Below are 26,552 nucleotides of genomic sequence, written 5' to 3' on the forward strand. Positions count from 1 at the left end.
CCCTGACACTCATAATTCATTAATTTAATTCATGTGCATTTTATAAGCTAATAATGCTAGGTTTAATCATCACAATATTGAAGGAAATAATTATGAAATTAGAGTCATTAGCACTGCACCATGGTTACGAGTCTGAAGAAACCACAAAATCAGCAGCAGTGCCTATTTATAATACCTCATCTTACACGTTTGATAACACGCAACACGGCGCTGATTTATTCGACTTAAAAGTACCAGGCAATATTTATACTCGTATTATGAACCCAACCAATGCGGTGCTTGAACAGCGTATTGCTGCAATGGAAGGGGGCATTGGTGCGCTAGCGGTAGCCTCGGGCATGGCAGCTATTACCTATGCTATTCAATGCTTGTGTGAAGTAGGCACTAATATTGTGAGCACCAGCCAAGTATATGGCGGTACATATAACTTATTTGCCCATACGTTACCGCGCCAAGGTATTGAAGCTCGCATGATTAAAGCTGATGATTTTAGCGCCTTTGAAGACGCGATTGATGATAATACCCGCGCAGTATTTTGTGAGTCCATTGGTAACCCGGCAGGTAATATTGTCGATATTGAGCGTTTAGCTAATATTGCTCATAGTAAAGGGGTACCACTTATTGTTGATAATACTGTGGCTACCCCGTATTTATGCCGCCCATTTGAGTTCGGTGCCGATATAGTGGTTCATTCACTGACAAAGTATATAAACGGACACGGTACAGCTATTGGCGGTATGATTGTTGATTCAGGTAAATTTGATTGGAAAGCCAATGCCACACGCTTTGCTATGATGAACGAGCCCGATCCGTCGTATCACAATGTGGTCTATACCGATGCCTTTGCAGAAGCAGCCTTTATTGGTCGTTGTAGAGTAGTGCCACTTAGAAATACCGGTGCAGCACTTGCGCCTAAAAACGCATCTGACATTTTAATTGGCCTAGAAACCTTAGGCTTGCGAATGGATCGCCACTGCGAAAACGCGCAGCAACTGGCTGAATACTTAGAAAATCACCCTAAAGTTCTTTGGGTTAACTACGCTGGTTTAACATCAAGCCCATATAATGCAATGAGCCAAAAAATCACCAGTGGTAAAGCCTCAGGCATTTTAAGCTTTGGTATCGCGGGCGGCCTTGAAGCAGGTACGCGCTTTATTGATGCGCTTAATATGATCCTGCGTTTAGTTAATATTGGCGATGCTAAATCGCTGGCTTGTCACCCAGCGTCAACCACGCACCGCCAATTAAATGATGAAGAGCTTGCAAACGCAGGTGTGAGCCGTGATTTAATTCGCCTATCAGTCGGTATTGAAAACATTGCCGATATTATTGCCGATGTAAGCCAAGCGCTCGATAAAGCATAGTTATAAAATTAAGAACCTTGCGTAAGTAAAGAAGGTGCTTTTGAAGCGCCTTTTTTATTAAGTTTAATTTGCTTGGTTTGTTTTATAAATGCATTTGTATAAAGTTTATTTAAAACGCCGCTGTGTAATTGTTGAAACTTACGTTTAAAAAAAGCTTTTTTAACCTTGGTTTTAGTAGCGCAGCTTGCAATATCGCTCTGTATGTCTGTATTTTGCAAAACAGGGTATGGCATAAGCGAAAAACCATTTACGTGGGTTTCCCAAATATGCTGTAAGTCGCAATCTACAGGGCGGCCAAATTGGGCTGTGGCTTTAAGTAATTGCTTAGCCCCTTCATAGCTTATTGCCGTAGCACAACAGCCGGTCATTAGCTTTTTATGTATGACTAATTGCTGGTGGTTATTTAGGTTTTGCTGATAGGCAATAGGGCGAGTGCGGTTTTCATAAGCGGCGAGTTTAATAAGCTGCCAGGGCTGCTGTAGCAGCTCAATATTTTTTATCGCATTATGAATGCTCTCATCAATATAAAAGTCATCCTCGAGCACAATCGCGTAATCTAGTTTTTCATCAACTATTTTTTGCCATGCTTTACGGTGGCTTAAATAGCAGCCAATTTGGCCATTGCTTAGCGGATAGTGATACTGCTGTTTATTTAATTGCGGGCTGTAATGTAGGAGCTTTTGTTGTGTACTCAATTGTGCGCCATCTACGGCATCAATCCGTTCAAATGACAAGTTAACACGTGCCAGTTGCGTTTGAGTATTTGCGAGTCGCTGCGCGGAGCGCGCTAAGTTTATTACAAATAATGCTGCCATGATGTTCACCCCCTACCGTTTTTAGCAATACTAAAGGGGGGCTGTTACACGCAAGTGGCAAATTTATGGCTTTTTTAAGTCAGCTCGCGGCTGCGCTAAAATGGCGTTTTTTTCTTCTTGGCTGAGGATGATCCAATCAAATATTTCTTCATTAGTTCGCCCGCAGCCAGTGCAATAACCGCTGCGGCGCTCACATATGCCTAAACAGTCTGTTTTTAACTTAGTGTTTGAGTGTGTGGGTTTTTGCATTTAATTTCCTAGCGGTGGAGCAATTTCAAAACGGGTAATATAGCGCGTTCTGTTTTGAGAGGTAAATAAGGTGATAACTGGATGAGCTTCATCCAAAACAAAGTTACTACTCATTGAGGTTGCTGACTCTTTCGTATTTTCGTACCAGCCTTGTGACGCTACACATTGACGTATTTTATCCACTGTTTGTATATGTAGATTTGTGGCATGGGCTTGTTTGTTCTCACTCGTGCATTGATAACTAAACTGCTTATTATGTTGAGTAATGGTGCAGGTATTGCCTATAAAATGAGTATTAGCATGCCACTGGTTTATAAAATCATTTCCCACTTTATTTGCTTTTACTGCATTAAAGCCGTTAGTGTGCGCATTAAGTAATGTGTTTAGTGGCCTACATGCGTTTTGCGTTTTTACTATTTTAGGCGCAGGGGCTTTTTGGCTTACACAGCCTGTTAGTACCAATAAGGATAAGGCTGTGATAATTGATTTATTCATAAGCAACGCTAAAAGAATTCGATAAGCTGCACCATACGCAACCTATGTAAAAAAATAAATACCATAACGTAAAAAGGCCCATAAAATATGGGCCTGTAAATGCGCTAAAATAAAGCAGCTGTATTATTTATGGCGACCTTGCAGGCATTTTACAACGTCTTCAAGGGCTAAGCCTTGGCGTTGTAGTAATACAGTAAGGTGGTAAATTAAATCAGCGGATTCATTAGTAAGCTCATCGTTATCGTGTTTCATTGCAGCAAGCGCTACTTCTACGCCTTCTTCACCTACTTTTTGACAGCTACGGCTTAAGTCTTTAGCAAACAATGAAGCTGTGTAGCTTTTTGATGGGTCGTCGTTTTTACGCTCAACAATCACATCTTCTAATTGCGCTAAAAAGCTTAGGCTAGGTTTTGCGTCATCACCAAAGCAGCTTTGTGTGCCTAAGTGACATGTTGGGCCTTCTGGGTTAGCCAGTACTAAAATTGAGTCGTAGTCACAATCGGTATGCACTGATACTACGTTTAAGTAGTTTTCTGATGACTCACCTTTGGTCCATAAACGTGACTTTGAACGCGAGTAAAAGGTTACTTTGTTACTTTCAAGCGTTACCTTTAGTGCTTCGCTGTTCATGAAGCCTTGCATTAAAATAACACCAGAGCGAGCATCTTGAACAATCGCAGGGATCATTTCGCTTTTAGCAAAATCTACTTGAGTTTGGTTTTGTTGTGTTACTTGCATAGTCTTGCTGCCACTTGGTTATCAGTTAAAAATTGTTTTAATTCGCCAATGTTAATCACATTTTTGTGAAAAACGCTTGCTGCTAATGCGCCATCGACTTCGCTTTGTTTAAATACATCAGCAAAGTCTTGCATACTGCCTGCACCGCCTGATGCGATTAAAGGAATATTACACAATGCGCGCATTTTACTTAGCTGCTCATTGTCGTAACCGTTACGTACGCCATCTTGGTTCATACAGTTTAAAACAATTTCGCCTGCGCCTAAGTCTTGTACGCGTTTAACCCATTCTTCGGTTTTATAACGTGTACGGCTTGATGCATTAGGATCGCCGGTTAATTGATACACTAAGTATTCACCGGTTACTTCATCGTAAAAGCTATCAATACCTACAACAACACATTGCTTACCAAATTCATCATGTAGCTCTTTTATAAGCTCAGGGCGGGCAATAGCAGGGCTGTTAATACTTATTTTGTCAGCGCCACGCTCTAGTACACGTGCTGCATCGGCTACCGATTTAATACCGCCAGCCACACAAAATGGAATATCGATGTGGCGGGCAATGCTCTCTACCCAATTTACATCAAGTAGGCGTTTTTCAACGCTTGCGCTGATTTCATAAAAAACCAGTTCATCGGCGCCGGCATCGCTGTAGGCTTTTGCCATTGTTAAAATATCGCCCACTATTTCGTGGCCTTTAAATTTAACGCCTTTTACTACTTGGCCGTCTTTTACATCTAAACACGGGATTATGCGTTTTGATAACATGCCAACGCCTCCTCAACACTAAATGCGCCATCAAGTAGTGACTTACCTAAAATAACGCCGCCTACGCCCAGCTCTTTAAGCTTTTTAATGTCATCAAGTGAGCTTACGCCGCCCGAAGCTTGCACTTTAATGCTGCTGTTATGGCGAGTTAAATCTTCATAAAGCTCAAACGATGGGCCAGTCATGGTGCCATCTTTACTGATGTCCGTGCATAAAAAATCAATAACGCCCAAGCTTACATAAAAATCTACAAGCTCAAGTAAACCAAATTCAGATTCACTTAACCAACCATGGGTTGCAGGTGCCCAGCCCGTGGCTGTTTTATTTACATCAAGGGCAATAACAAAGTGCTCTGCGCCAAATTGTTCAATCCAGGCTTTTACTTGCTCGCGTTTTTCTACCGCCATAGAACCAATAACAACTTGGTTAGCACCGGCTTTTAGCCAATCGCTTACATCTTGCTCTGAGCGAATACCGCCGCCCACTTGATACGGTACGTTAAGCGCTTTAGTTGCGGCTTGAATATGTTGCCACTGTTTTTTACTTGGATCGCGTGCGCCTTCTAAATCTACAAGGTGCAATTTACCTGCGCCGCTGTCGGCGTATTCTTTTAACCGTGCGCCAAGCTCAAAAGGGTAAAACTGAGCGGTGTCGTACTTACCTTGGTATAAACGAACAATTTGATTTTGTAATACGTCTAATGCTGGAATAATCACAAATAATCTCTTTATTGTTGGTTAATGGGCCGTTTATAACTGCCAATCAACAAAATTTTGTAATAAACGTGTGCCTACTTTTGCACTGCGCTCTGGGTGAAATTGCATGCCAGCGTAGTTGTCTTTTGCAACAATGGCTGAAAAGGTTTGGCCGTATTCGCCGCTTACAAGTGTTGCATCGTTTACGGTGTGCGCAAAGCTATGTACAAAGTACACTTGCTCGTCTTGTGTCAAGCCTTTGGTAAGTGCATGCTCTTTATTTACGCTTAAGTTATTCCAACCCATATGCGGCGACGTTAAACTGCCAACATCAAGGGCTTTTACTTGCCCTGGTATTTTACCTAAGCATTGTACGTTACCTTCTTCGGTGCTTTCGCACAGTAACTGCATACCTAAGCAAATTCCCATAAGTGGGCGCTGGTATTCGTTTATAGCTTGTTGCCAGCCGTTACCTACAAGGCGTTTCATGGCAACTGATGCATGGCCAACGCCTGGTAATATTGCACGCTCAAAACCAGCTAATTGCTCTGGTGAGGTAATGACTGTTGGCGTTTGACCTAAGCGTTCAAAGGCAAAACGAACTGAATTTATATTGGCACACCCGGTATTAATTATGGCAATCATAAACATCCCTTAGAGCTGGCTGTTTGTTGGGTCGTGTCTTGTGCTACTGCCATACGAAGGGCACGTGAAAACGCTTTAAATAAGCCTTCTACTTGGTGATGACAGTTACCGTCGCTCACCGATAAAATAAGGCTAATAGCGGCATTATCGCTTAAGCTTTTGAAAAAGTGCTCAACCATTTGTACGTCTAAATCGCCGGCTTTTTCGCGGCTAAAGTTAGCGTTTAATACAAATGAAGCGCGGCCCGATAAATCAATTTGTGCTTCAGCTTTACACTCATCCATTGGCAGCGCAAAACCATAGCGCGCTATTTGCGATTTAGTACCCAGCGCTTGTTTAAGCGCAACACCAAGAGCAATACCTATGTCTTCAACAAGGTGGTGCTCGTCTATGTGTAAATCGCCTTTCGCTTTAATATTTAGACCAATGTTGGCGTGGGTGCGAATTTGATCAAGCATATGATCAAAAAAGCCAAGGCCTGTTTCAATGCTACCGTTTTTAGTTTGATCTAGGTTTATGGCTACATCAATTTGGGTTTCTTTGGTGTTACGCGTAACACGACCTTCACGGTTGGCAGTTGTAAGCTTTGTAACAATGGCAGGCCAGCTGCCATCATACAAAATGCCTTCACAACACAAGTTTTGAGCAAGGCCAATATCGGTTTGACGATCGCCAATCACGTATGAGCGAGCTAAATCAACTTTGCCAGAGCGCATAAGTTCAGTTAATAAACCTGTTTTAGGTTTACGGCAATCACAGTTTTGCTCGTCAAAGTGTGGACAAATCAATACCTCGTCAAAGCTAATGCCTTGGCTTTGCAGTATGTCCATCATTTTATCTTGAGCTATATCAAAGTCAGCAGTCGGGAAGCTGTCTGTGCCTAAGCCATCTTGGTTAGATACCATTACTAAGCGGTACCCTGCGGCTTGTAATTGTAATAAAGCCGGGATAACACCAGGTAAAAACGCTAATTTTTCTAGGCTGTCTACCTGTTTGTCGGTGATTGGCTCTTCAATTATGGTGCCGTCACGGTCAATAAATAAATAGGGGTTACTCATGATACTTCTTGTCCTGATAAAAGAGGTGAGGTTGCTGGCTTATCAAGGCCATCTAACCAAATTTTTACTTGCTCAAGTTCTTGCTCATTACCAATGGAGATACGTAACCAATCGTCTTCACCGTATAGGGTAAACGCGCGCATCACTAAACCTTGTTCAAGTGCTACTTTAAAGTAGTTTTTGTCGGCTAATTTTAAGGTAACAAAGTTACCTTCACCAGTGAGAATTTTTAATGCAGCTGGGGATGCGTTTAACCACTGTACAAGTTTAGCTTTTAAACTATTTAAAATAGTCACTTGTCGGCGCATTGATGTTATTGCATCAGGCGCTATGGCTTGTGCTGCAATACTTGCTACCACACCCGATACCGGATACGGCGCAATCACTTTACGAATAGGTGCAAGTACAGTTTCTTGTGCAAGTGTAAAACCGGTTCTTAGCCCTGCAAGTGCAAACGCTTTAGATAAAGTGCGCAGTACCACTACATTACTATATTCGTTAATCAGCGCTGTAGCACTTTGCTCAGGGCAAAACTCAATGTAGGCTTCATCAACAATAACTAAAGCTTTACCGGCAAGCGCTGTTGCAATTGCTTTTACTTTTTCAAGGGGGGTTATGCTACCGGTTGGGTTATTTGGATTACAAATAAACACCAATTTTGAGCTGCCCACTGCCTCAACTATTTCATCAACACTGCCATCAAGTAATAACGCTTGGGTTAAGCCATTGATTGCAACGTTGTGCGTATCAGCGGTTACTTTGTACATACCGTAGGTTGGCAAAAATAACGCGATACTGTCTTTTGCAGGTTCGCAGTAGGTACGTACTAAAAGCTCAATGCCTTCATCGGCGCCGCGCGTCATTAATACGTTTTCGCTTTCAAGCTCTGCATACGCAGCATAGCGGTCAATAACCAGTTGCGGTTGTGGATCTGGGTAGCGATTTAAATCTTCAATACTCAGTTCAATATTTTTAGCGTACGGGCTTTCATTGGCATTTAACCACGTTGACCCTGTTAGCTTTTCACTTTTAGCAGAGCTATATGCAGCAAGAGCTGCAATATTTTGTGGTAATAAGCTTGTCGCTTGTGCGCTCTTATTGCTCATTTTTAATTGCCTCTAAACGAATTGAAACCGCATTTGCGTGTGCATCAAGGCCTTCTGCATCTGCTAGTGGCAAAATAGCTTTTGATAGCTGTGTTAAGCCACTTTTACTTATAGTTTGTACTGTGTAAGTGCGGAAAAAATCAAGCAAGTTTAAGCTTGAATAGGTTGCACTGTAACCGTAGGTCGGTAACACGTGGTTAGTACCCGATGCGTAATCGCCCGCTGATTCTGGCGTGTAGTCGCCAACAAATACCGAGCCTGCATTTTTTACTTTATCTAAGTAAGGTGTTGAATCTGCTAATTGCAAAATTAAGTGCTCAGGGCCATATTGCGCTGATACGTCAAATGCTTGCTCAACAGAGTCGACTAAAATAAGTGATGAATTAGCCAGAGCTTGCTCGGCTGTATCTTTGCGGCTTAAGTTAGCAAGCTGGCGCGTAAGCGCCTGCTGCGTTTGCTCAATGATACTTTCGCTGTTACACAATAAAATAACTTGCGAGTCTGCGCCGTGCTCAGCTTGCGAGAGTAAATCTGCCGCTATAAATTCTGGGTTTGCACGCTCATCTGCAATCACTAATACTTCAGAGGGGCCTGCTGGCATATCGATTGCCATACCAGGAATTGTTTGCGCAACAAGCTGTTTTGCCATCGTTACAAAGCTATTACCTGGGCCAAAAATTTTGTTCACTTTAGGTACTGATTCGGTGCCGTAGGCCATTGCGGCAATTGCACCTGCGCCACCACTTTCAATTAAAGTTGTAATGCCACATAACTTAGCTGCATATAATATCGCAGGGTTAATGCTTTCATCACCTTGCACAGGGGTGGCAAGTACGACGGTTTTAGCACCACTTAATTGTGCAAGTACACCTTGCATAATAACCGATGATGGCAGTGGAGCACTGCCACCTGGTACATAAATACCCACAGCTTCGATGGCCTGATATTTCAGTTCACATTCAACGCCAGGTTGGGTTGATAACTTAATATCTTTAGGCAATTGCGCTTCGTGAAAACGTTTAACGTTTGCATAAGCGGTGTCAATTGCGTATTTAAGCTCTGCGCTTAGTGCTTGCTCTGATGCGTTTATTTCATCAAGCGGTACACGTAAACGAGGGTTAGCTCTATTATCAAACTTTTTAGCCATATCAAGTAAGGCTTTATCACCTTGCTCTTTCACATCGCTCATAATTGTTTGGCATATAGCTTCAACCTTTGCGCTGGCAGAAACCGCAGGGCGCATTAGCGCCGCTGCTTGTACTTGTGAAGATTCCTCATTCCAACGAAGCATGGTACTTACTCCATCATTTTTTCAATTGGCATTACTAAAATAGAGTTAGCGCCTAGGGCTTTAAGCTGCTCCATTGTTTCCCAAAATAATGTTTCGCTGCTTACCATGTGTAGCGCTACGTACTCTTCGTTACCAGCAAGTGCAAGTAGAGTAGGTTGGCCAGAGCCTGGTAAAATTTCGCAAATTTCATCAAGTTTAGTTTTTGGCGCGTGTAGCATAATGTATTTGCTTTCTTTAGCTTGTTTAACACCACGAAGGCGCGGCATAAGCTTATTAATTAGCGCTAGTTTGTCTTCATCTTGCAGGTCTTTATTTTGAATTAAACACGCGTTTGATTCTAAAATTGTATCACCTTGAATTAATCCGTTCGCTTCAAGCGTTGCACCGGTAGAAACTAAATCACAAATTGCATCTGAAAGGCCGGCACGTGGGGCTACTTCTACTGAACCTGTAAGCATTACAGTACTTGCATTAATGCCTTCGCGCTTTAACCACTGCGTTAAAATTTCTGGGTAGGTTGTTGCAATACGCTTGCCTTCAAACCAGCTTTTATCACGTGGGCCAAGCTCTTGTGGCCATGCAAGTGCAAGTCGGCAGTAACCAAAGTCTAGTTTTGCTAGTTTGCTAACTTCGCTTGGTACACCTTGGCGTTCACGTTCGGCTTGTACTTCTACTAGTACGTTTTCGCCAACAATACCTAAATCACAAACACCGTCCATTACTAAGCCCGGAATATCGTCATCGCGCACGCGTAGTACGTCAATTGGCATATTAGTTGAGTGTGCAATTAAGCGTTGCTCACGTAGGTTTAATTTAACACCTAGTTGCTTTAGTAAATCTTGACAATCTTTAGACAGGCGACCGCCTTTTTGGATGGCGATACGTAGACGATTTGTGTTACTCATTATTCATTTTCCTTTAATTTAAAAACTAAAAACCCCGAGGGGAACCTCAGGGCGAAAATGAATCAATGTGTTTTGAATCGCCAGAGGTTCCTTTTAGGAATAACCTCTCAGCGAAAGACCTGACAGGTTATTCCGGTGAATGGTGGTGATGATGTACTATTGTCAGGTTTAAGCGCATTTTTGTATCCTATTTTACTTACCGCTATTTAGTGAGCGTTAAGCTTTAATCTGTTTCAATAAATTTCGCATTCATAAAAACATAAACCGCCTAGCTTAGGCAAGTTTTTTTTTACCAAATTAAAGCATATCTTATAACTGCCGATAATATTGAGAGCTAAACAGTATTTTTAGTTGTTTTAATGTTTAAATTGTAGGCAAATTGGGCTTTATTGGTCAATTTATCTAATTTTTAATAAACAAGTTAAGGAGGGGGCTATGGATATAATGATCCCTTTTTTAGGGAAAATTTCGCGGTTAGAGCTTGAGCCTAAAAGTACATTTCATATTGCAGGTGTGCAAAATATGCCACAAGCGCAAAAAATTAAGCTTGAAAATGAAAAAAAGCAGACACTCAACAAAAAAAGATTAGCGCAAGCGCAGGGCAAAAAAAGTGCAAGTGCAGCTAATGAAAAAGCGATTACTGTAGATGATCAAGGGAATAAACATTTAGATACATGGGCATGATCTAAACCCTTAATAGTAAAAAGCCACGTACAACTTTTTACTATTAAGGATGTGTTTGCTAGCGTTTTTTAGCTTTAATAATGTAAAAGCTAAATATAACAGCTACGGTAAGTTGCGCTATAAAGCCTTGCCACGTAGATTTTAAACCCAGTAGTGCAATATCAAAGTTTATCGGCATTACACTAATTGCGACTAAATCAGCCTCTTGTAATGCAATGACAGCTTTACCCATTAATACAAAGGCAAGTGCAAATAATAAATAAGTTGTATAAGCAAAAAACTTAGCAATAGGTAACTTAATTGAATATTTAACTAACACCCATGCAATAAGCGCTAATAAAACCATACCCAGTGCAAAGCCCATCGCAACCGATGAATACTGTGCTTGCGAGCTTTGCGTTAATAACGACTGATAAAATAATACCGTTTCGAACACTTCACGATATACCGCTATAAACGAGAGACCCGCGAGCCCCCATAGTGTGCCAGACTCTAATCGCGTATTAATATTTTGCTGAATATATGCCTGCCACTGCTGAGCACTGGTTTTACTGTGCATCCATACCCCAACATATAGCAAAATAATAGCTGCAAATAGGGCGCCTATCCCTTCCATTACTTCGCGGCTTGCACCACTTATTTGTATTAATGTTTGCGCTGCCGCCCATGTTAAGCCACCTGCTATGAGGGCCATTACCCAGCCAATATGAACGTATTTAAGCGCATCTTGGCGTTTGGTTTTTATAAGTACGGTCATTAGCGCAATAACAACTAATAGTGCCTCTAGGCCTTCGCGCAGCAAAATAAGTAAACTGGCTGATAGCAAGGCGCCATCACTGAGTGTGGTGTCATTAAGTAGGTTGTTTGCTTCTGCTAATTGTGCAAGTACAGCATTAACTTGCGCACTGACAAGCTCGGTGTTTTTTTCATTTTTGAATGTGTTACGTAAGTTCATCAATTGTACTTCAATGCTTTTACGCAAGCTTTCATCGTATGCATTTAAATTATTTTCTATCAGCTCAAAACCATCTAAATAGGCACTGATAGCCAGTTCGCTGGCTTTTGCATACTCACCATTAGCATGTGCATTTTGCGCTGCAATAAGTTGCGAGCGTGCAACGCTAAGTGGCTCCGCTTTGTTTTTAAATAAGTGTTCAGGATTACCGCGCAGCCACTTAATAAATTGAACTTGGGCAGGGGATTGATTTTGTGAAAGCTGCGCAGGGTTAAGATTAATGATGTCTGAAGTGCTGATCGTCTGGTTATTGTGTTGCGGTTTAGTTATATCTTGAAAAGCTAAACTGCCTACATAAAAGGCGAGTGACCAACGTTGTTGCTCATTAAATTGGCTAAAAGCAACCATTGGCGTATCGTCTATGCCATTGGATACAGCTTCATATAATCCCATAATTGTGCGATTTGTGGCTCGCTCTTTATCCGTAAAGTTGGTGGGCTGTGGTGTTAAACCTTTAGCAAGTGGGCCATCACCTTGTCCATTTATGCCATGGCACATAGAGCAATTTTCTGCAAAAAGTGCTTTTGTTTGTTTTAGGGGTAATAAAGATGTAGGCAAAGAAAGCTGTGGCATAAATTCAAGCAAAGACTCCCTAAGCTTTGAGCTGGCAGCACGAACACTTTGTACGCTTTGTTTATTTATAATGGCGTTATGTAAGGCGCCAGCTTGTATTTTTATATGACTGTATTGATTATTAGCACTGCTTAACTGTGTGGCTAGCGTGCTTATTAAATTTGCAAACTCAGACATTTCTTGAAATTCGTCTTTACTGACTACCTCGCCTTTTTGCACCGCGCCAACGTAATCAACCCCTACGTACTCTGCAAGTTGTGATATTTGTTTAATTTTAGCTTGCTCAGCAGGCGTTGAGGCAAAAGCAGAAAAACATAAAAAAGTGAGTAAGAACAAAGGAAAGAGGAAAACGTGGCGACGTGTAATGCCATAAAATAACGAAAAAACACTTGTATACTTACTGGACATAATTAGCCCTATAAAAAATATTTAAAATTAAAACTATTTTTATTACGCTTAAAATAAATAAAACCGTGCTAAAAATAATCCCCCATAAATAACTAACCCGCAGTGAATAGACTGCGGGTTTAATAAAGAAAACTTAGTGACTTTGCTCGGCAGATTTAATACTACTTTGAATGAGAGGAGAGATAGTTAAACCTTGCACAATAATAGAAAATATAACCACAACATAGGTCACAATAACGATTAAATCATGCAGATCACTGCCTGATATAAATACTTGATCCCGAGGAATAGCTGCAGCCATAGCTAATGCTAAACCGCCACGTAAACCACCCCAAGTTAAAATTTTAACGCTGTGTTTGTCGTAGTTTTTAAAGCGCTTAAATATTACAAATGGTGCACCAACACTAATAAAACGTGCTAATAAAATAGCAGGGATCATAACAAGGCCTAAGCCAATTTCACCCATTGTTACTGGCATAGTGACAATCAGCATACCAATAATCAAAAACAACAAAGCGTTTAAAAAGCTGTCGGTGGCGTGCCAAAAGTCTTTAATATAGCGCGTGTTTTCGGGCCCTGTGCGCTCTGTTGCTTTTGCGCGAGTAATATTACCTAAAATAATACCACTGGTTACCATGGCAAGTGCACCAGATATTTCCCATACATTGGCAGCGGCAAAACCCGCAGTTGGAATGGTTAAGGTTATTAATAGGCGTATATTTACATCTTTACAGTTAATAATTAAAAAGTGCCCCACAAGGGCCATTGCTAAGCCAAACACGATTCCACCTATGGCATCAACAAAAAACAGCTCTGCAATGTCGGCTGGGTTGGCATCGGTGCCAAAAAATGCAACAGAAAACAGCGTAGTAAAAATTACCAAACCAATACCATCGTTAAATAAAGACTCGCCTTCTACCTGTACCGAAATACCTTCAGGGGCGCGTAATTGTTTAATAATTGCCAGTACAGCAATTGGATCGGTTGGGCTTATTAAGGCGCCAAAAAGTAAACAATAAATAAAAGGGACGGGCCAGCCAAGAGCGGCAAAAATATAAAAACTTAAATAGCCAATTAAAAAAGTAGAGACTACGGTAGAGAACAAAACTAAAGCGGTTATTTCCCATCGTTGTTTACGCAGTGCCAACAGGTTAATTTCTAAAGCACCTGCAAATAACAAAAATCCAAGCATGCCTTTTAAAAGCAATTCATTAAAATTAATACTGGCTACAACTTGCGTCATTTCTAATGCAGTTGTATCGCCTAATAACTTAACTGAAATAATTAATAACAACGATATAACAACCGAGCCCGTTGTTATAGCAATCGTTGTTTGCATTTTAAGAACATACTGGTTTGCATAAGCAATAAAAATTGCGATAGCAGAGAGAAAACAAATGAGATACCAAGCATTCATTGGCTAACCTTAAATTTATTTTAGAGAACAAAAAAGAGCGAATTAAACGAGCTGTATATTACTCCTGTGACTAGGCTGTGTCACAGTATTTATGGGGCTTTTAGCACTTTTTTTATGTCTTTAGGAGACATATAGTTAATGCAAATTTACTGGTGTTATTGCTTGTAATGAAGAGATTAACATAAGGTTGCCTAGGCAACGTAATGACTGATTACTGCCGTTAATTGAATAAAGTAAACGCGGCTATTTTGCGGGTGTAATAGTGTAATTTAGTGTAAATATATGTATACAATTTGTATCTGTTTAAGGTTTTACTGATTTTGTGTGTTTTTTAACCTACTGTAATTTCTGTTGTTCTTACGTTTCCTAATACTTTACTTGTAAATTAAATGTTTAATTTTCATAACTCAAATTTGTAACATAAGCTTGATCCTTAATCGGGTACAAGTAGTTCCGGTTAATACAAATCCACTACAAACTAAATATTTTGACGGAGCGTAAACGTGAATTTATCAAAAATCACATTAGCAACTTTTGCTGCTTTAACCTTGGTTCAAGCAACAGATGCAGTAGCTGCGAACAAGAAATACCTAAATCAACAAACGGCTTTAAATAATATGATGCAATCAAATTCTGCATCCATTTTATCTACTAGCCCTAAAGACTTGATTGGGTTAAGTGTAAGGAACGAGTTAGTTGTATTAAAAGAGTTTATAAGTAATAACGGTGAAGTAACTCGCCGTTATCAGCAAACATATCAAGGTTTACCAGTAATTGGTGACACTTTAAGCCTTACATTTAAAAATGGCATGCTTAAAAAAGCCCATGGCGCTGCGGTGTACGATATTGAAGGCGATATAAACGATGTAAGCGCTAAATTATCTGTAAAACAAGCCATGCTTCAAAGCCAAAATGTAGGCATAGCTGCAAAAACTAAAGGCTTAAAAAAACACAATGAGAAATCAAGGTTAGCGATTTGGGTTGATCAACAAAGTAAGGCGCATTTGGTGTATGAAGTATCGTATGTAACCTACGGCAAATCGCCATCACGTCCTTATCAAATAATCGATGCTAATACCGGTGAGGTTTTGCTCAGCTACGATAACTTACAACATGCTGATGCTACGGGACCAGGGGGGAATCTCAAAACAGGTAAATACATTTACGGTACTGACTTTAGCAACCTAGATGTGTCTCAATCTGGTAACACCTGTGTTATGGATAATGCCAATGTAAGAACTATAAATCTCAATGGCGGCACAAGTGGCTCTGCTGCCCATTCATTTACTTGCCCTGAGAATACAGTAAAAGAGATAAATGGGGCTTATTCGCCGCTTAACGATGCTCATTATTTTGGTAACGTTATTTTTAATATGTATAACGACTGGGTGGGATCGCCACCGCTAAGTTTTCAGTTAAAAATGCGCGTACATTATTCAAGTAATTATGAAAATGCATTTTGGGATGGCAGTGCAATGACCTTTGGCGACGGGCAAAGCACATTTTACCCACTCGTAAGCCTTGATGTATCGGCGCATGAGGTAAGCCATGGCTTTACCGAACAGAATTCTGGCTTAATTTACAGCGGTAAGTCGGGTGGCTTAAATGAAGCTTTTTCAGATATGGCTGGTGAAGCGGCTGAGTATTACATGAAAGGCACTAACGATTGGTTAGTTGGACAAGATATTTTTAAAGGCAATGGCGCGCTTCGCTATATGAATAACCCATCACAGGATGGACGCTCTATAGATAATCAAGGTAGTTATACCTCTGGCATGGATGTGCACTATAGCTCGGGTGTATTTAACAAAGCATTTTATAACCTTGCTACTACATCCGGCTGGGATACTAAAAAAGCATTTGTAGTTATGGCACGTGCAAATCAGCTTTATTGGAGTGCGAGTACAAATTGGGATTTAGCTGGTAACGGCGTTATGGACGCTGCGTGTGACTTAAGTTACAACCCAAGCGATGTACAAGCTGCATTGGCGGCAGTGGGAGTTAGTTCAAACCTAAGTGCGGGGAGCGATTGCTCGAGCACGCCTGTGCCTTCGGATGAGGCGTTAACAAATAAAGTGGCACGTACGGGGATCAGCGGCTCTGCAAAAGCGCAGATGTTTTTTACACTCGATGTACCAGCGGGGGCAACAGATCTTGAGTTTAATACCGCTGGTGGCTCGGGCGATGCAGATTTATATGTAATGTTTGGAAGTAAACCCACACTGAATACGTATGATTGTAAAAGTACCACCTCTTCAAGCACCGAAAACTGCAGTATTTCGAACGTTCAAGCAGGCACCTACTATGTAATGGTAGAAGCATGGAATGCTATAGCTGATGTATCGCTTACTGGGAGTTTTAACAATTCAACAGGAGGCGTCACACCGATTAACAGAACCGAGTCTAATATTAGTGTTTCAACTAATAGCTGGGCTCGATTTACTCAAGACTTAGGAGAGGGCTATAGTAATTTAACCGTTACTATTTCTGGTGGAAGTGGCGATGCCGATCTTTATGTAAATTATGGTTCGGCGTCGAGTACGTCAACTTATTTGTGTAGACCTTATAAAAATGGCAACAGTGAAACGTGTTCGTTTGATAACCCACAATCAGGTACCTGGTACCTAGATTTAAGAGGGTACAGTAATGCAAGCGGAGTAACACTGAGTGTGTCTGCTAATTAAACATTGATACCAGGGGCCTAGTGCCCCTTTTAAATTTTATGGATACCAGTATTGCCAATTATAAGGAATACCAATGAAACCTTTTAAACTACTAAGTGCGCTGAGCTTATTTACTACAATGGGCGTTGTAGCACAAAGTGAAACAAACAAAGTGTGGGTAAGCATAGATTCAACTGCAGCGGCACATTATGAGTATACCCAGCATGGATTAGTACAAAGATTGCCCTTTGCACAGCGCTCAACAAGTGCGCTTAAAAATATAGACTTGGTAAATATACCTGCTGATCAGGTAAATAATCTAAGCGAATTTATGCACCACAATTATAATCGGTGCGGTGGGTTTGTGGCACATGATTCATGGCAAGAGGCGAGCAGTTACGCAACACAATTAGCCGCGGCGCATACTATACAAAATACATTAGCATTTAGTTATTCTATTGATAACGAACAAACAGTACAAAATTTAATGTCATCAATTAGCACCGTTAACCTCGATAGCACTGTTAACTCTTTAACCAGTTTTAATAATCGTTATTACACCTCACAAACAGGAGTAGATGCTGCAAATTGGTTAAACACATATTGGCAACAAATAGCGCAAAGTCGCAGTGATATTAGCATTGCAACTTACCCGCATAATTGGGCGCAATCGTCGGTTATAGTGACAATTGAAGGCAATGAAAAAGCAGAAGAAATTGTTATTATTGGCGGCCACCTTGATTCGATAAATCAGTCAAACCCAAGCAATGGACGTTCACCTGGTGCTGATGATAACGCCTCAGGCATTGCTGTGCTATCAGAGGCGCTGCGCGCTATTGTACAAACTAATTACAAACCACAGCGTACGATTCAAATTATGGCGTTTGCAGCGGAAGAGGTCGGCCTTAGAGGTTCAAGTGATATTGCAAGCAGCTACCAATCACAGGGTAAAAATGTAGTGGGCATGGTGCAGTTTGATATGACAGGCAATAATGGCAGCCTTGAAGATATAGTTATGATGACTGATTATACTAACAATGCACAAAATCAGTTTTTAGCAGCGCTTTTAGATACCTACTTACCGCAATTAAATTATGGATTTGATCAGTGTGGTTATGGGTGTTCTGATCATGCGTCATGGTATCAGCAAGGGTTTGCAGCCTCTATGCCTTTTGAATCAAAAATGGGCGATATAAACCCGCTTATTCACACCCAAAACGATAACCAGTTTGATGCTCAACATGCCAGTAAATTCGCCAAGTTGGCAGTAAGTTATGTTGCCGAAATGGCAAAAAATGCCGGCGATACTTTGCCTCCTACTAATAACCAATTAACCAATGGGCAAACACTTAGTGGGATCACAGGGGTTGCAAAAGAGCAGTTTATTTACACATTAGCTGTGCCACAAAGTGCGAGCAATTTAAATTTTATTACGACTGGGGGCACAGGCGATGCAGACTTATATGTACGCTACAATCAAGCACCTACGCTGAACGATTATGATTGTAAAAGCACTACCTCAAGTAGTAATGAACGTTGCGATATTAATCCCTCTAGTGAAGGAGTTTACTATGTGATGGTACACGCATGGAATGCGATAGAAAATGTATCCCTAACCGGAAGTTACAATGAAGGGGGGAGTATTGAGCCTATCAATCGGAGCATAACAAACATTAGTGTTTCTGCTGGGAGCTGGCAACGCTTTAGCCAAAGTTTAAATACGCAGTACGCATCATTAGATATAACAATGTCTGGTGGCAGTGGCGATGCTGATTTATATGTAAACTTTGGCACTCCTTCTAGTGTTTCTCAGTACTTGTGCAGGCCATATAAAAATGGCAATAGCGAAACCTGTTCGTTTTCTGCGCCACAAACAGGTAATTGGTATATCGATTTAAAAGGGTATAGCAATGCCAGCAATGTCACGTTATCTATAAATGCACAATAACGTGTAAAGGGGTGTGAGCCCCTTTACAAAATTCTAATTTCAATTGGCTTGCCCTTATAGCCAGGCTTACGTAAAATCTCGCTATTATTTTTTGTAAAGTGACTGGTATTATCAAACAGCTGTTTAGTGCAACCGGGCCGTTAGCGTTATCTTTAGATGGATACACGCCTCGCCAACCTCAAATTGATATGGCCGTTGCCGTTAACGATGCATTAAAAAATAGCACGCAGTTAGTGGTTGAAGCGGGCACTGGTACAGGTAAAACGTTTGCCTATTTAGCGCCTGCCCTTAAATCTAAAGGTAAAACAATTATCTCTACAGGCTCTAAGGCCTTACAAGAGCAGTTATACCACCGCGATTTACCTCAGCTAGTAAAAGCACTTAATGCCTCTAAAAAAACCGCATTGTTAAAAGGGCGCGCTAATTATCTGTGCACTTATAGGCTAAACCAACATGTAGCCCATGTACCAACAGACGATCCTGATGTAATGCATCAACTTGCTATGGTTGCAAAATTTGCCAGTGAAACACACTCGGGTGATTTAGCCGATTGTATTGGTATTGAAGAAGACGCCAAGGTACTGCCCTATGTTAATTCGACAGCCGATAATTGTTTAGGCAAAGAGTGTCCAGACTTTCAATCATGTTATATACGCAAAGCGCGTTTAAATGCAGCCGAAGCGGATGTAGTGGTTATAAACCATCATTTATTTTTTGCTGATATGGCAGTAAAAGACTCCGGTTTTGCCGAACTTATGCCCACCGCCGACGCTTATATTTTTGACGAAGCACACCAGCTTAGCGAAATTGCTAGTGATTACTTTGGTGAAAGTATTAGTACTAAAAAGCTGGTGGATTTAATTAACGATTTACGCGCTATTTACCGTGCAGAAATTCCCGATATGCTGCAACTTGGAAAAAGCCTTAATAAGCTTGAAACCAGTGTGGCTGATTTACGTTTACAGTTTGGTGTAGATGGAAGCCGAGGAGATTGGCGCGAAAAGCTCAGTGATAAATTAATTTGCGCAGCGCTGCATCGGGTAATTAGCGATTTAGACTTTGTTTATCAGGTATTAAAACTGTGTCTAGAGCGAAGTGATAAAATAGAGCACCCGTTTGAGCGCACTTTAGCGTTTAAAGGTCAGTTAGAGCGTGTTTTTGATACCGCACAAACGGGCTTTAGCTATTGGTACGAAACCACGCGGCGCTATTTAACGGTTAATATTACGCCACTTAATGTCTCTACTAAATTTGCTCAAATGATGAAAGACACCGGCGCAGGGTTTGTATTTACCTCAGCCACGTTATCAGTTGATAATAAGCTCGATCACTTTAATGCAAGCTTAGGTATTACTCCTGCGCAAAGTATGATGGTTGATAGCCCCTTTGATTACCCTAATCAGGCACTTTTATGCTTACCACGATATTTGCCAGAATCGCATGCAGAGAACATGCCTCATGCAATTATAAAATTAACCCTAGAGCTGATTAAATCGGCTAAAGGGCGTTGCTTTGTGCTGTTTACAAGTTACCGAATGATGCATTTGGTGGCAGAGGGGTTAACCACACAAATGGACTACCCAGTTTATATGCAAGGGCAAATGTCTAAGCGTATAATACTGGAAAAATTTACGCGCCATGGTAATGCGGTATTGTTAGGTACTGCCTCGTTCTGGGAAGGGGTTGATGTACGTGGTAGCACGCTAAGCTGTGTTATTATTGACAAGTTACCTTTTGCAGCACCGGATGACCCATTACTGCAAGCCAAAATGCAAGATTGCCAAATGCAAGGCAAAGACCCATTTGCTCATATACAGTTACCGCAAGCTGTTATAGCGCTCAAGCAGGGCGTGGGGCGTTTAATACGAGATAACAAAGATAAAGGCGTGCTGGTTATTTGCGACAACCGATTAGTAACGCGCCAATATGGCCAAGTATTTTTAAAAAGCTTACCGCCGATGCGCCGCACGCGAAGCTTAGAAGATGCAAACACATTTTTAAAACACATTAACTAGAGTACTAAAATGATTAAAAGTAATATTCTTGCCCTAGACGCCTCAACAGAAGCGTTATCTATAGTTTTACACTTTCAGGGCCAAACATTTCATCATTTTGAAGAATGCCCACAGCAACATAGTCAAAAAATACTCCCTTTAGTTGATGAGCTTCTTAATAAAGCACAGTGTAAATTAAAAGACTTAGACGTTATTGGCTTTGGCCAAGGGCCAGGTAGCTTTACCGGTGTGCGCATTAGTGTTGCTATTGCACAAGGGTTAGCTTATTCAGCCAATTTACCATTAGTGGGTGTATCAACCTTGGCAATTATGGCCCAGCAAGCGTACGAACAGACGCAGGCGCCAGTCGTGTATTCAGCTATAGATGCGCGTATGGGAGAAATTTATTTTGCCCAATACCAGGTAAATAACTCACGCATGGAGTTGGTAAATGAAGAGTGTGTTATAAAACCTGATTTATTAAGCAAAGAGCACATAAGCAGTGAAGATTTACACGCGATTGCCGTTGGCACGGGATTTAAAAGTTACCCTGATGCACTTAAAAACGTTAGCAATATAACCATAAATACAGCCATTACTTTGCCAGATGCTCGCTATATGCTTAGCCATGTAGATACGGCCTTTTTAAAGGGCGAGGTTGTTAAAGCAAGCGATGCGCAACCTAAATATGTGCGCGATACAGTAACATGGAAAAAACTACCGGGTCGCGAATAAGCACAAGAGTTGCAAATTGGGTGTTTTTAAATCATAATTTTTAATATGTTTATTGTTGGAAGTTATCTATGACTTTGCCAATTGGTGCTGGTTTTTTTACGGGGGCTATTCCTGCAAAGGTTACCTCTACAAAAATTATACCCTCTAAACCACAAGGTTTAGCGGATGATAGCGCCAGTCAAAAAACAAACACAGATTATGTAAAAAGTAGTAAAGCGGGTGTAGAGCTTGCTAATCAATACTTTAGTCAAAGCACCAGTAACGCAAAGTATAGCCAAACTATTTATGACCAACCAAGCCCAACGGTGAGTAAAGCAATTTCAACATATACTGAATTTGCAAATTTAGAGCGTCGCGCCGAAGTACAAGATTTAATAGGCGTCGATATATACGCTTAGCCCCCGTAATAGTAAAAAATAAAAAGCCCGAACACTGGTTCGGGCTTTTTGCGTAAGCTTATGGCTACTGTTTAATAAAGCCAATTAGTTTATCGGCAATATCTGTATTATTTTGAGCACCGTTAAAGTGTTCACTGCCTTTACCGTAGGCAAATACTTGTACATCTACAGCGGTGTGTCCGCCCGTTGTCCAACCAGTAAAGCTGGCGTCACTAATAATACTTTTAATGGCTAAATTAAGCGCTGTTTCGCCCATTTTTTTCGCTTGTTCAAGTTTTACTTTATTAGCCGGTGTATATTCAATACCTGTGTTGGCGCGCCAAATAGGCTCTAGGTCATCAGCAGCGAGTAATTGCTTTGTCAGCTCAACGGCTGTTGCTTTAACGCCTTTAATAACTTCTGTATCCCACTTATATTGTCCGTGCGCACCGAGGGTTAACCCACCAGTTGAATGATCTGCAGTAACCACTAATAAAGTATCAGGGTTTTTATCAATATAGGCTTTTGCTTTTTCAATCGACTGTGCAAAGTCATCCATTTCGGCCATGGCACAGGCTACATCGTTAGCATGTCCACACCAATCAATTTGGCTGCCTTCAATCATGACAAAAAAGCCGTCTTTATTTTGGCCGTCGAGTAAATCAAATGCTTTAGCTGTTAGTTGCGTTAAGTGGTTTGAATTAGCATCAAGTGCAAACGGCAGGCCCATTGGGGCGTATAAGCCAAGTGCCGGTACTTGTGTGATCTGACCAAGGCTTTTTATATCATCGCTATATTGATAACCAGCTGCTTTAAATTCATCAACGAGGTTACGGTCTTCTCTAATAAAATACTGCGTACCGCCGCCTAGCATTAAATCAACAGGGAGTTTACCGGCAATTTTGTTATCTATGTATTCATTAGCAATGGCATCGTAATTTCGACGTGATTCGTTATGTGTAGCAAAACTAGCTGGGGTGGCATGGTTAATTTGCGAGGTAGCTACTAATGCCGTTGTCATACCACGTTCTTTTGCTATTTCTAGCATGGTTTTAACGGGCTTTTTGTCTGTATCGACTGCAATAGCACCATTATAACTTTTGTGGCCGCTACTCAGTGCGGTTGCACCTGCAGCACTGTCGGTAACATAAGTGTGATCGTCAGGGTAAGTACGCGCCATGCCTGTTAAAATAGTATCAAATACGGTTGTTTCAATCTGCTTGGTGGTTGGATCATCTTTAAAATAACGATAAGCGGTTGTATAGGCAGGACCCATCCCGTCACCAATCATATAAATTACATTTTTAGGTGCATCGCTTGCATAAACACTGGTAGATGCACATAAAAGCGCTAATAAGCTAAGTTGGTTTTTCATTTTTATCCCTATGAATGTGCTGTTTAAATAGCACCACAATTGTATATGGTTACGGCGTGTTGAATTTGCAGCATAAATACCAAACATGCGCTGCCCAGAAATTCTTTCTAAGGCGATTAAATTTTTTGCTAGGTTTTTACTCAGCCCACAAGGTTACAAACCTCGTACCAGGATTTAACCGCCCGTAGATTGAACAAGTTTCAATCCACAAAGTTCAATACGCCCTTGTATAATAATGAAATGAAGTAAGAATAAAAAGCAAAGTATATAAACAGGTTTGGCTAATTGTCACTAAAACAATACAACCATTTTTTTAGCTTATGTTAATTATAGTGTAATGAATATAGTGGTATACATTACCTACCTGAAGAGTATTTAAGCTCTGTTTGTAATTATTTATTGAATTAATGAAACTTAAAATATTTTAAGTTGTTGAAATTAAATACATAATTTAAATTCAAAAGTTAACCTTGCAAATAAAGTGGTCTTTATAAATATAAAAAATATAAAAACTTTTGGTATTAGAGGTCTGACAACTAGTATGTTATAAATAATGTCGCACGTTAAAAAGAGGTGTCTGTTGCAGCCATTTGAAATAAAAACAAGAAATATAACATTGCGTGGCTTACAAAAAGGCACTGGCGATGAGCTGGTTATAGCCTTGCATGGGTGGCTAGATAACAGTAATAGTTTTACACCTATGTTGGATAAGGTTAATCCGCAGCATACTTGGTATTGTGTTGACTTTGCTGGTCATGGGCTATCTGATTGGCGTGCACAGGACGCTCATTATTATTTTGTTGATTATATTTACGATGTGTACCAACTTATAAAGAGCTTAGGGGCAAAAAAGGTACATTTAGTCGGCCATTCAATGGGCGCAATGGTGGCTGGTTTATTTGCTAGTTGTTTTAGTGAGTATGTGCATTCAGTTACCTTTATTGAAGGGATTGGCTGTGTTACAACCCCCAGTGATGAAGTATGTGAGCAATTAAAAGGGGCGATACTGAACAGAGAGCGCGCCTACAATAAAAAAAAGCGCGTTTATAAATCGCAATCAGCGATTATTGAAGCGCGTGCAAATACAACAGATTTAAATAACGAACTGATCACCTTATTGATGAGTCGTAATATTAAGCAAAGTGAACTAGGGTATGAGTTAACAACAGACCCTAAGCTTAAAAATCACTCAGGTTTTAGGTTTGATGAAGCGCAATGTATTGGTGCAATAAAACAATTAATTGCACCAAGCCAATTAATTTTAGGTAACCAAGGTTATTCGTTTGTAAAACAAAATTTGGCCAAGTATATTAGCTATTACAACAACTTGAAGGTAATTAATGTAGATGGCGGGCATCATTGCCATATGCAAAGCAGTGGGTTATGTTTTGAGCATATTCAAGCCTTTATGCTGCAAAATGGTGCATGTTAATTGTAAATTAGCGCCAAATGTGGGATTATTCCTGCATTAGAGTATTTGCTCAATTGTTAAAGTGCCTTACTTAGATTAAGGTTAATAAAAATATAATTATAAACAGGGGCTAAGAGTGGAAAAAATCTGGCTTAAGCGCTACCCAGAAGGTATGCCTGAAACAATCGATCCTGAGCATTACAACTCGTTACTCGAAGTGTTCGAAAAAAGTTTTACCGATTACAAAGATTTACCTGCATTTACGAATATGGGTAAAACATTATCGTATGATGAAATAGATACAGCGACACAACGTGTTGCCTCGTATATTCAAAATGATTTAGGTCTTAAAAAAGGCGACAAAGTTGCCGTAATGATGCCTAACTTGTTACAAACGCCTATCGCTATTTTAGGTATTTTACGTGCAGGGTGTGTGGTGGTTAACGTAAACCCACTTTACACAGTACGAGAGCTTGAGCATCAATTAAAAGACTCTGACGCGTCAGCTATTTTTATATTGGCTAACTTTGCAGACACGCTTGAAAAAGCACTTGCAAAAACGGATGTAAAACACATTGTTGTTACCCAAGTGGGCGACATGGTGGGTGGTATTAAAAAGCATATCGTTAATTTTGTGGTTAAATACATAAAAAAAATGGTACCCAGCTACAACCTGCCAAATACAATTAAGTTTTCAGATGTGTTAGCAGGTGACCCTGCAAAGTATACGCGCCCAGAAATGAGCTTATCTGATCTGGCCTTTTTACAATACACGGGTGGTACAACCGGCGTATCTAAAGGGGCGATGTTAAGTCATGGCAACATGGTTGGTAACCTTGAGCAAGTATCGGGCTGTTTAGATAAAGTATTAGACCGTGGTACTGAAGTTGTTGTTACTGCATTACCGCTTTATCATATATTTGCGTTAACGGCTAACTGCTTAACGTTTATGAAATACGGTGGTTTGAATGTATTAATTACAAACCCACGTGATATGCCTGCATTTGTTAAAGAGCTTAATCAGCATAAATTTACTGCTATTACCGGTGTAAATACCCTGTTTAACGGGTTACTTAATACACCAGGGTTTGCAGAGCTTGATTTTAGTCATTTAAAAATGTCATTAGGTGGCGGTATGGCGGTACAACGTCCTGTAGCTGAAAAATGGCAAAAAGTGACTAATTCTAAATTAATGGAAGGTTACGGTTTAACTGAGTGTGCACCGCTTGTAACTGTAAGCCCGTACGATTTAGAAGCTTATAATGGCTCTATTGGTTTACCTGCTCCTAATACCGAAATTAAGCTAATGCTTGAAAACGGAGAAGAAGCGGCAAAAGGTGAACCCGGTGAGCTATGGGTTAAAGGCCCACAAGTTATGCTAGGTTACTATAACCGCCCAGATGCAACCGCAGAATGTTTGCAAGATGGCTGGTTTGCTACCGGCGATATTGCCACATACGACGATGAAGGTTTCTTCTATATTGTTGACCGCAAAAAAGACATGATCATTGTATCGGGCTTTAATGTGTTCCCAAATGAGATAGAAGAAGTGGTTGCCATGCACGACGGCGTACTAGAAGTCGCGGCTATTGGTATACCGCACGATGTAAGTGGCGAACAAGTTAAAGTTTTTGTTGTTAAAAAAGACCCTTCTTTAACTGAAAAAGATATAATAAATCACTGTCGTGATAATTTAACTAATTATAAGGTGCCTAAACTCGTTGAGTTTAAGGATGAGTTACCTAAAACAAATGTAGGTAAGATTCTCAGAAGAGCCCTAAAAGATTAGTAAACTATAAAAAAGCCGGCATTAGCCGGCTT

The 26,552-nt window shown here is 40.6% G+C and carries 23 protein-coding genes; 9 read left to right on the top strand and 14 right to left on the bottom strand.

What is annotated here, in order from left to right; genetic code table 11:
* Window positions 1-92: 92 nt before the first annotated feature.
* The gene (locus tag MTN96_RS13365; protein ID WP_248531912.1) at window positions 93-1,364 is read left to right on the top strand and encodes an O-acetylhomoserine aminocarboxypropyltransferase/cysteine synthase family protein; all 1,272 of its coding nucleotides are present in this window, start codon (window positions 93-95) and stop codon (window positions 1,362-1,364) included.
* 8 nt (window positions 1,365-1,372) lie between these two features.
* On the opposite strand, the gene MTN96_RS13370 is transcribed toward MTN96_RS13365, so the two are convergent.
* From MTN96_RS13370 to hisG, 11 genes are all read right to left on the bottom strand, one after another.
* Complete coding sequence (locus MTN96_RS13370) at window positions 1,373-2,179, bottom strand: glycosyltransferase family 25 protein (RefSeq protein ID WP_096042983.1); 807 nt, start codon at window positions 2,177-2,179, stop codon at window positions 1,373-1,375.
* A 63-nt stretch (window positions 2,180-2,242) separates the two neighbouring features.
* A complete protein-coding gene (locus tag MTN96_RS13375; RefSeq protein ID WP_024031736.1) occupies window positions 2,243-2,428 on the bottom strand; it encodes a DUF1289 domain-containing protein in 186 nt (61 codons plus the stop codon).
* A complete protein-coding gene (locus MTN96_RS13380) occupies window positions 2,429-2,923 on the bottom strand; it encodes a lipoprotein (RefSeq protein ID WP_248531913.1) in 495 nt (164 codons plus the stop codon).
* Window positions 2,924-3,046: 123 nt separating this feature from the next.
* A complete protein-coding gene (gene hisIE, locus MTN96_RS13385) occupies window positions 3,047-3,661 on the bottom strand; it encodes a bifunctional phosphoribosyl-AMP cyclohydrolase/phosphoribosyl-ATP diphosphatase HisIE (RefSeq protein ID WP_054981937.1) in 615 nt (204 codons plus the stop codon).
* Complete coding sequence (gene hisF, locus MTN96_RS13390) at window positions 3,652-4,431, bottom strand: imidazole glycerol phosphate synthase subunit HisF (protein ID WP_096042984.1); 780 nt, start codon at window positions 4,429-4,431, stop codon at window positions 3,652-3,654. The genes hisIE and hisF overlap by 10 nt, the downstream gene beginning before the upstream one ends.
* Window positions 4,413-5,147 (bottom strand): 1-(5-phosphoribosyl)-5-[(5-phosphoribosylamino)methylideneamino] imidazole-4-carboxamide isomerase, encoded by a 735-nt coding sequence (locus tag MTN96_RS13395; protein WP_004586383.1) that lies wholly within the window; start codon window positions 5,145-5,147, stop codon window positions 4,413-4,415. The genes hisF and MTN96_RS13395 overlap by 19 nt, the downstream gene beginning before the upstream one ends.
* A 33-nt stretch (window positions 5,148-5,180) precedes the next feature.
* The gene (gene hisH, locus MTN96_RS13400; RefSeq protein WP_096042985.1) at window positions 5,181-5,771 is read right to left on the bottom strand and encodes an imidazole glycerol phosphate synthase subunit HisH; all 591 of its coding nucleotides are present in this window, start codon (window positions 5,769-5,771) and stop codon (window positions 5,181-5,183) included.
* Window positions 5,768-6,829 (bottom strand): bifunctional histidinol-phosphatase/imidazoleglycerol-phosphate dehydratase HisB, encoded by a 1,062-nt coding sequence (gene hisB, locus MTN96_RS13405; RefSeq protein ID WP_024031732.1) that lies wholly within the window; start codon window positions 6,827-6,829, stop codon window positions 5,768-5,770. The genes hisH and hisB overlap by 4 nt, the downstream gene beginning before the upstream one ends.
* Complete coding sequence (hisC, locus tag MTN96_RS13410) at window positions 6,826-7,935, bottom strand: histidinol-phosphate transaminase (RefSeq protein ID WP_096042986.1); 1,110 nt, start codon at window positions 7,933-7,935, stop codon at window positions 6,826-6,828. Before hisC ends, hisB begins: the two co-directional genes overlap by 4 nt.
* A complete protein-coding gene (gene hisD, locus MTN96_RS13415; RefSeq protein ID WP_096042987.1) occupies window positions 7,925-9,226 on the bottom strand; it encodes a histidinol dehydrogenase in 1,302 nt (433 codons plus the stop codon). The genes hisC and hisD overlap by 11 nt, the downstream gene beginning before the upstream one ends.
* Before the next feature lie 5 nt (window positions 9,227-9,231).
* Window positions 9,232-10,131, bottom strand: a complete 900-nt coding sequence (gene hisG, locus MTN96_RS13420; RefSeq protein WP_004586378.1) for an ATP phosphoribosyltransferase — start codon at window positions 10,129-10,131, stop codon at window positions 9,232-9,234.
* Window positions 10,132-10,566: 435 nt separating this feature from the next.
* Here hisG and MTN96_RS13425 point away from each other — a divergent pair, with 435 nt between their 5' ends.
* On the top strand, window positions 10,567-10,815 hold the full coding sequence (locus MTN96_RS13425) for a hypothetical protein (protein WP_024031729.1): 249 nt from the start codon (window positions 10,567-10,569) through the stop codon (window positions 10,813-10,815).
* A 58-nt stretch (window positions 10,816-10,873) separates the two neighbouring features.
* Here the strand turns inward: MTN96_RS13425 and MTN96_RS13430 are convergent, their stop codons facing one another.
* Together MTN96_RS13430 and MTN96_RS13435 are read right to left on the bottom strand one after the other, a co-directional pair.
* Entirely contained in the window at window positions 10,874-12,811 is a 1,938-nt protein-coding gene (locus MTN96_RS13430; RefSeq protein WP_248531914.1) for a cytochrome c/FTR1 family iron permease, read from the bottom strand.
* A gap of 133 nt (window positions 12,812-12,944) precedes the next feature.
* Window positions 12,945-14,228, bottom strand: coding sequence for a sodium:proton antiporter (locus tag MTN96_RS13435; protein ID WP_064387250.1), 1,284 nt, complete (start codon window positions 14,226-14,228; stop codon window positions 12,945-12,947).
* Between the two features lie 503 nt (window positions 14,229-14,731).
* On the opposite strand from MTN96_RS13435, the gene MTN96_RS13440 reads away from it, so the two are divergent.
* The 5 genes from MTN96_RS13440 to MTN96_RS13460 all read left to right on the top strand — a co-directional run bounded on the left by MTN96_RS13440 (window position 14,732) and on the right by MTN96_RS13460 (window position 21,966).
* Window positions 14,732-16,912 carry a pre-peptidase C-terminal domain-containing protein gene (locus MTN96_RS13440; RefSeq protein WP_248531915.1) on the top strand — a complete coding sequence of 727 codons (2,181 nt, stop codon included), beginning with the start codon at window positions 14,732-14,734 and terminating at the stop codon, window positions 16,910-16,912.
* 73 nt (window positions 16,913-16,985) lie between these two features.
* Entirely contained in the window at window positions 16,986-18,839 is a 1,854-nt protein-coding gene (locus tag MTN96_RS13445; RefSeq protein WP_248531916.1) for a M28 family metallopeptidase, read from the top strand.
* A gap of 98 nt (window positions 18,840-18,937) precedes the next feature.
* Window positions 18,938-20,854, top strand: a complete 1,917-nt coding sequence (locus MTN96_RS13450; RefSeq protein ID WP_248531917.1) for an ATP-dependent DNA helicase — start codon at window positions 18,938-18,940, stop codon at window positions 20,852-20,854.
* Window positions 20,855-20,863: 9 nt separating this feature from the next.
* Window positions 20,864-21,568 carry a tRNA (adenosine(37)-N6)-threonylcarbamoyltransferase complex dimerization subunit type 1 TsaB gene (tsaB, locus tag MTN96_RS13455; RefSeq protein ID WP_248531918.1) on the top strand — a complete coding sequence of 235 codons (705 nt, stop codon included), beginning with the start codon at window positions 20,864-20,866 and terminating at the stop codon, window positions 21,566-21,568.
* Between the two features lie 68 nt (window positions 21,569-21,636).
* Window positions 21,637-21,966 (top strand): hypothetical protein, encoded by a 330-nt coding sequence (locus tag MTN96_RS13460; protein ID WP_248531919.1) that lies wholly within the window; start codon window positions 21,637-21,639, stop codon window positions 21,964-21,966.
* A 64-nt stretch (window positions 21,967-22,030) separates the two neighbouring features.
* On the opposite strand, the gene MTN96_RS13465 is transcribed toward MTN96_RS13460, so the two are convergent.
* A complete protein-coding gene (locus MTN96_RS13465; protein ID WP_248531920.1) occupies window positions 22,031-23,320 on the bottom strand; it encodes an alkaline phosphatase in 1,290 nt (429 codons plus the stop codon).
* A 580-nt stretch (window positions 23,321-23,900) separates the two neighbouring features.
* Between MTN96_RS13465 and MTN96_RS13470 the strand changes: the two genes are divergently transcribed.
* Together MTN96_RS13470 and fadD are read left to right on the top strand one after the other, a co-directional pair.
* A complete protein-coding gene (locus MTN96_RS13470; RefSeq protein ID WP_248531921.1) occupies window positions 23,901-24,752 on the top strand; it encodes an alpha/beta hydrolase in 852 nt (283 codons plus the stop codon).
* 115 nt (window positions 24,753-24,867) lie between these two features.
* Complete coding sequence (gene fadD / locus MTN96_RS13475; RefSeq protein WP_024031721.1) at window positions 24,868-26,520, top strand: long-chain-fatty-acid--CoA ligase FadD; 1,653 nt, start codon at window positions 24,868-24,870, stop codon at window positions 26,518-26,520.
* The last annotated feature ends 32 nt before the right edge of the window (window positions 26,521-26,552 follow it).

This window comes from Pseudoalteromonas sp. 2CM28B (assembly GCF_023161935.1).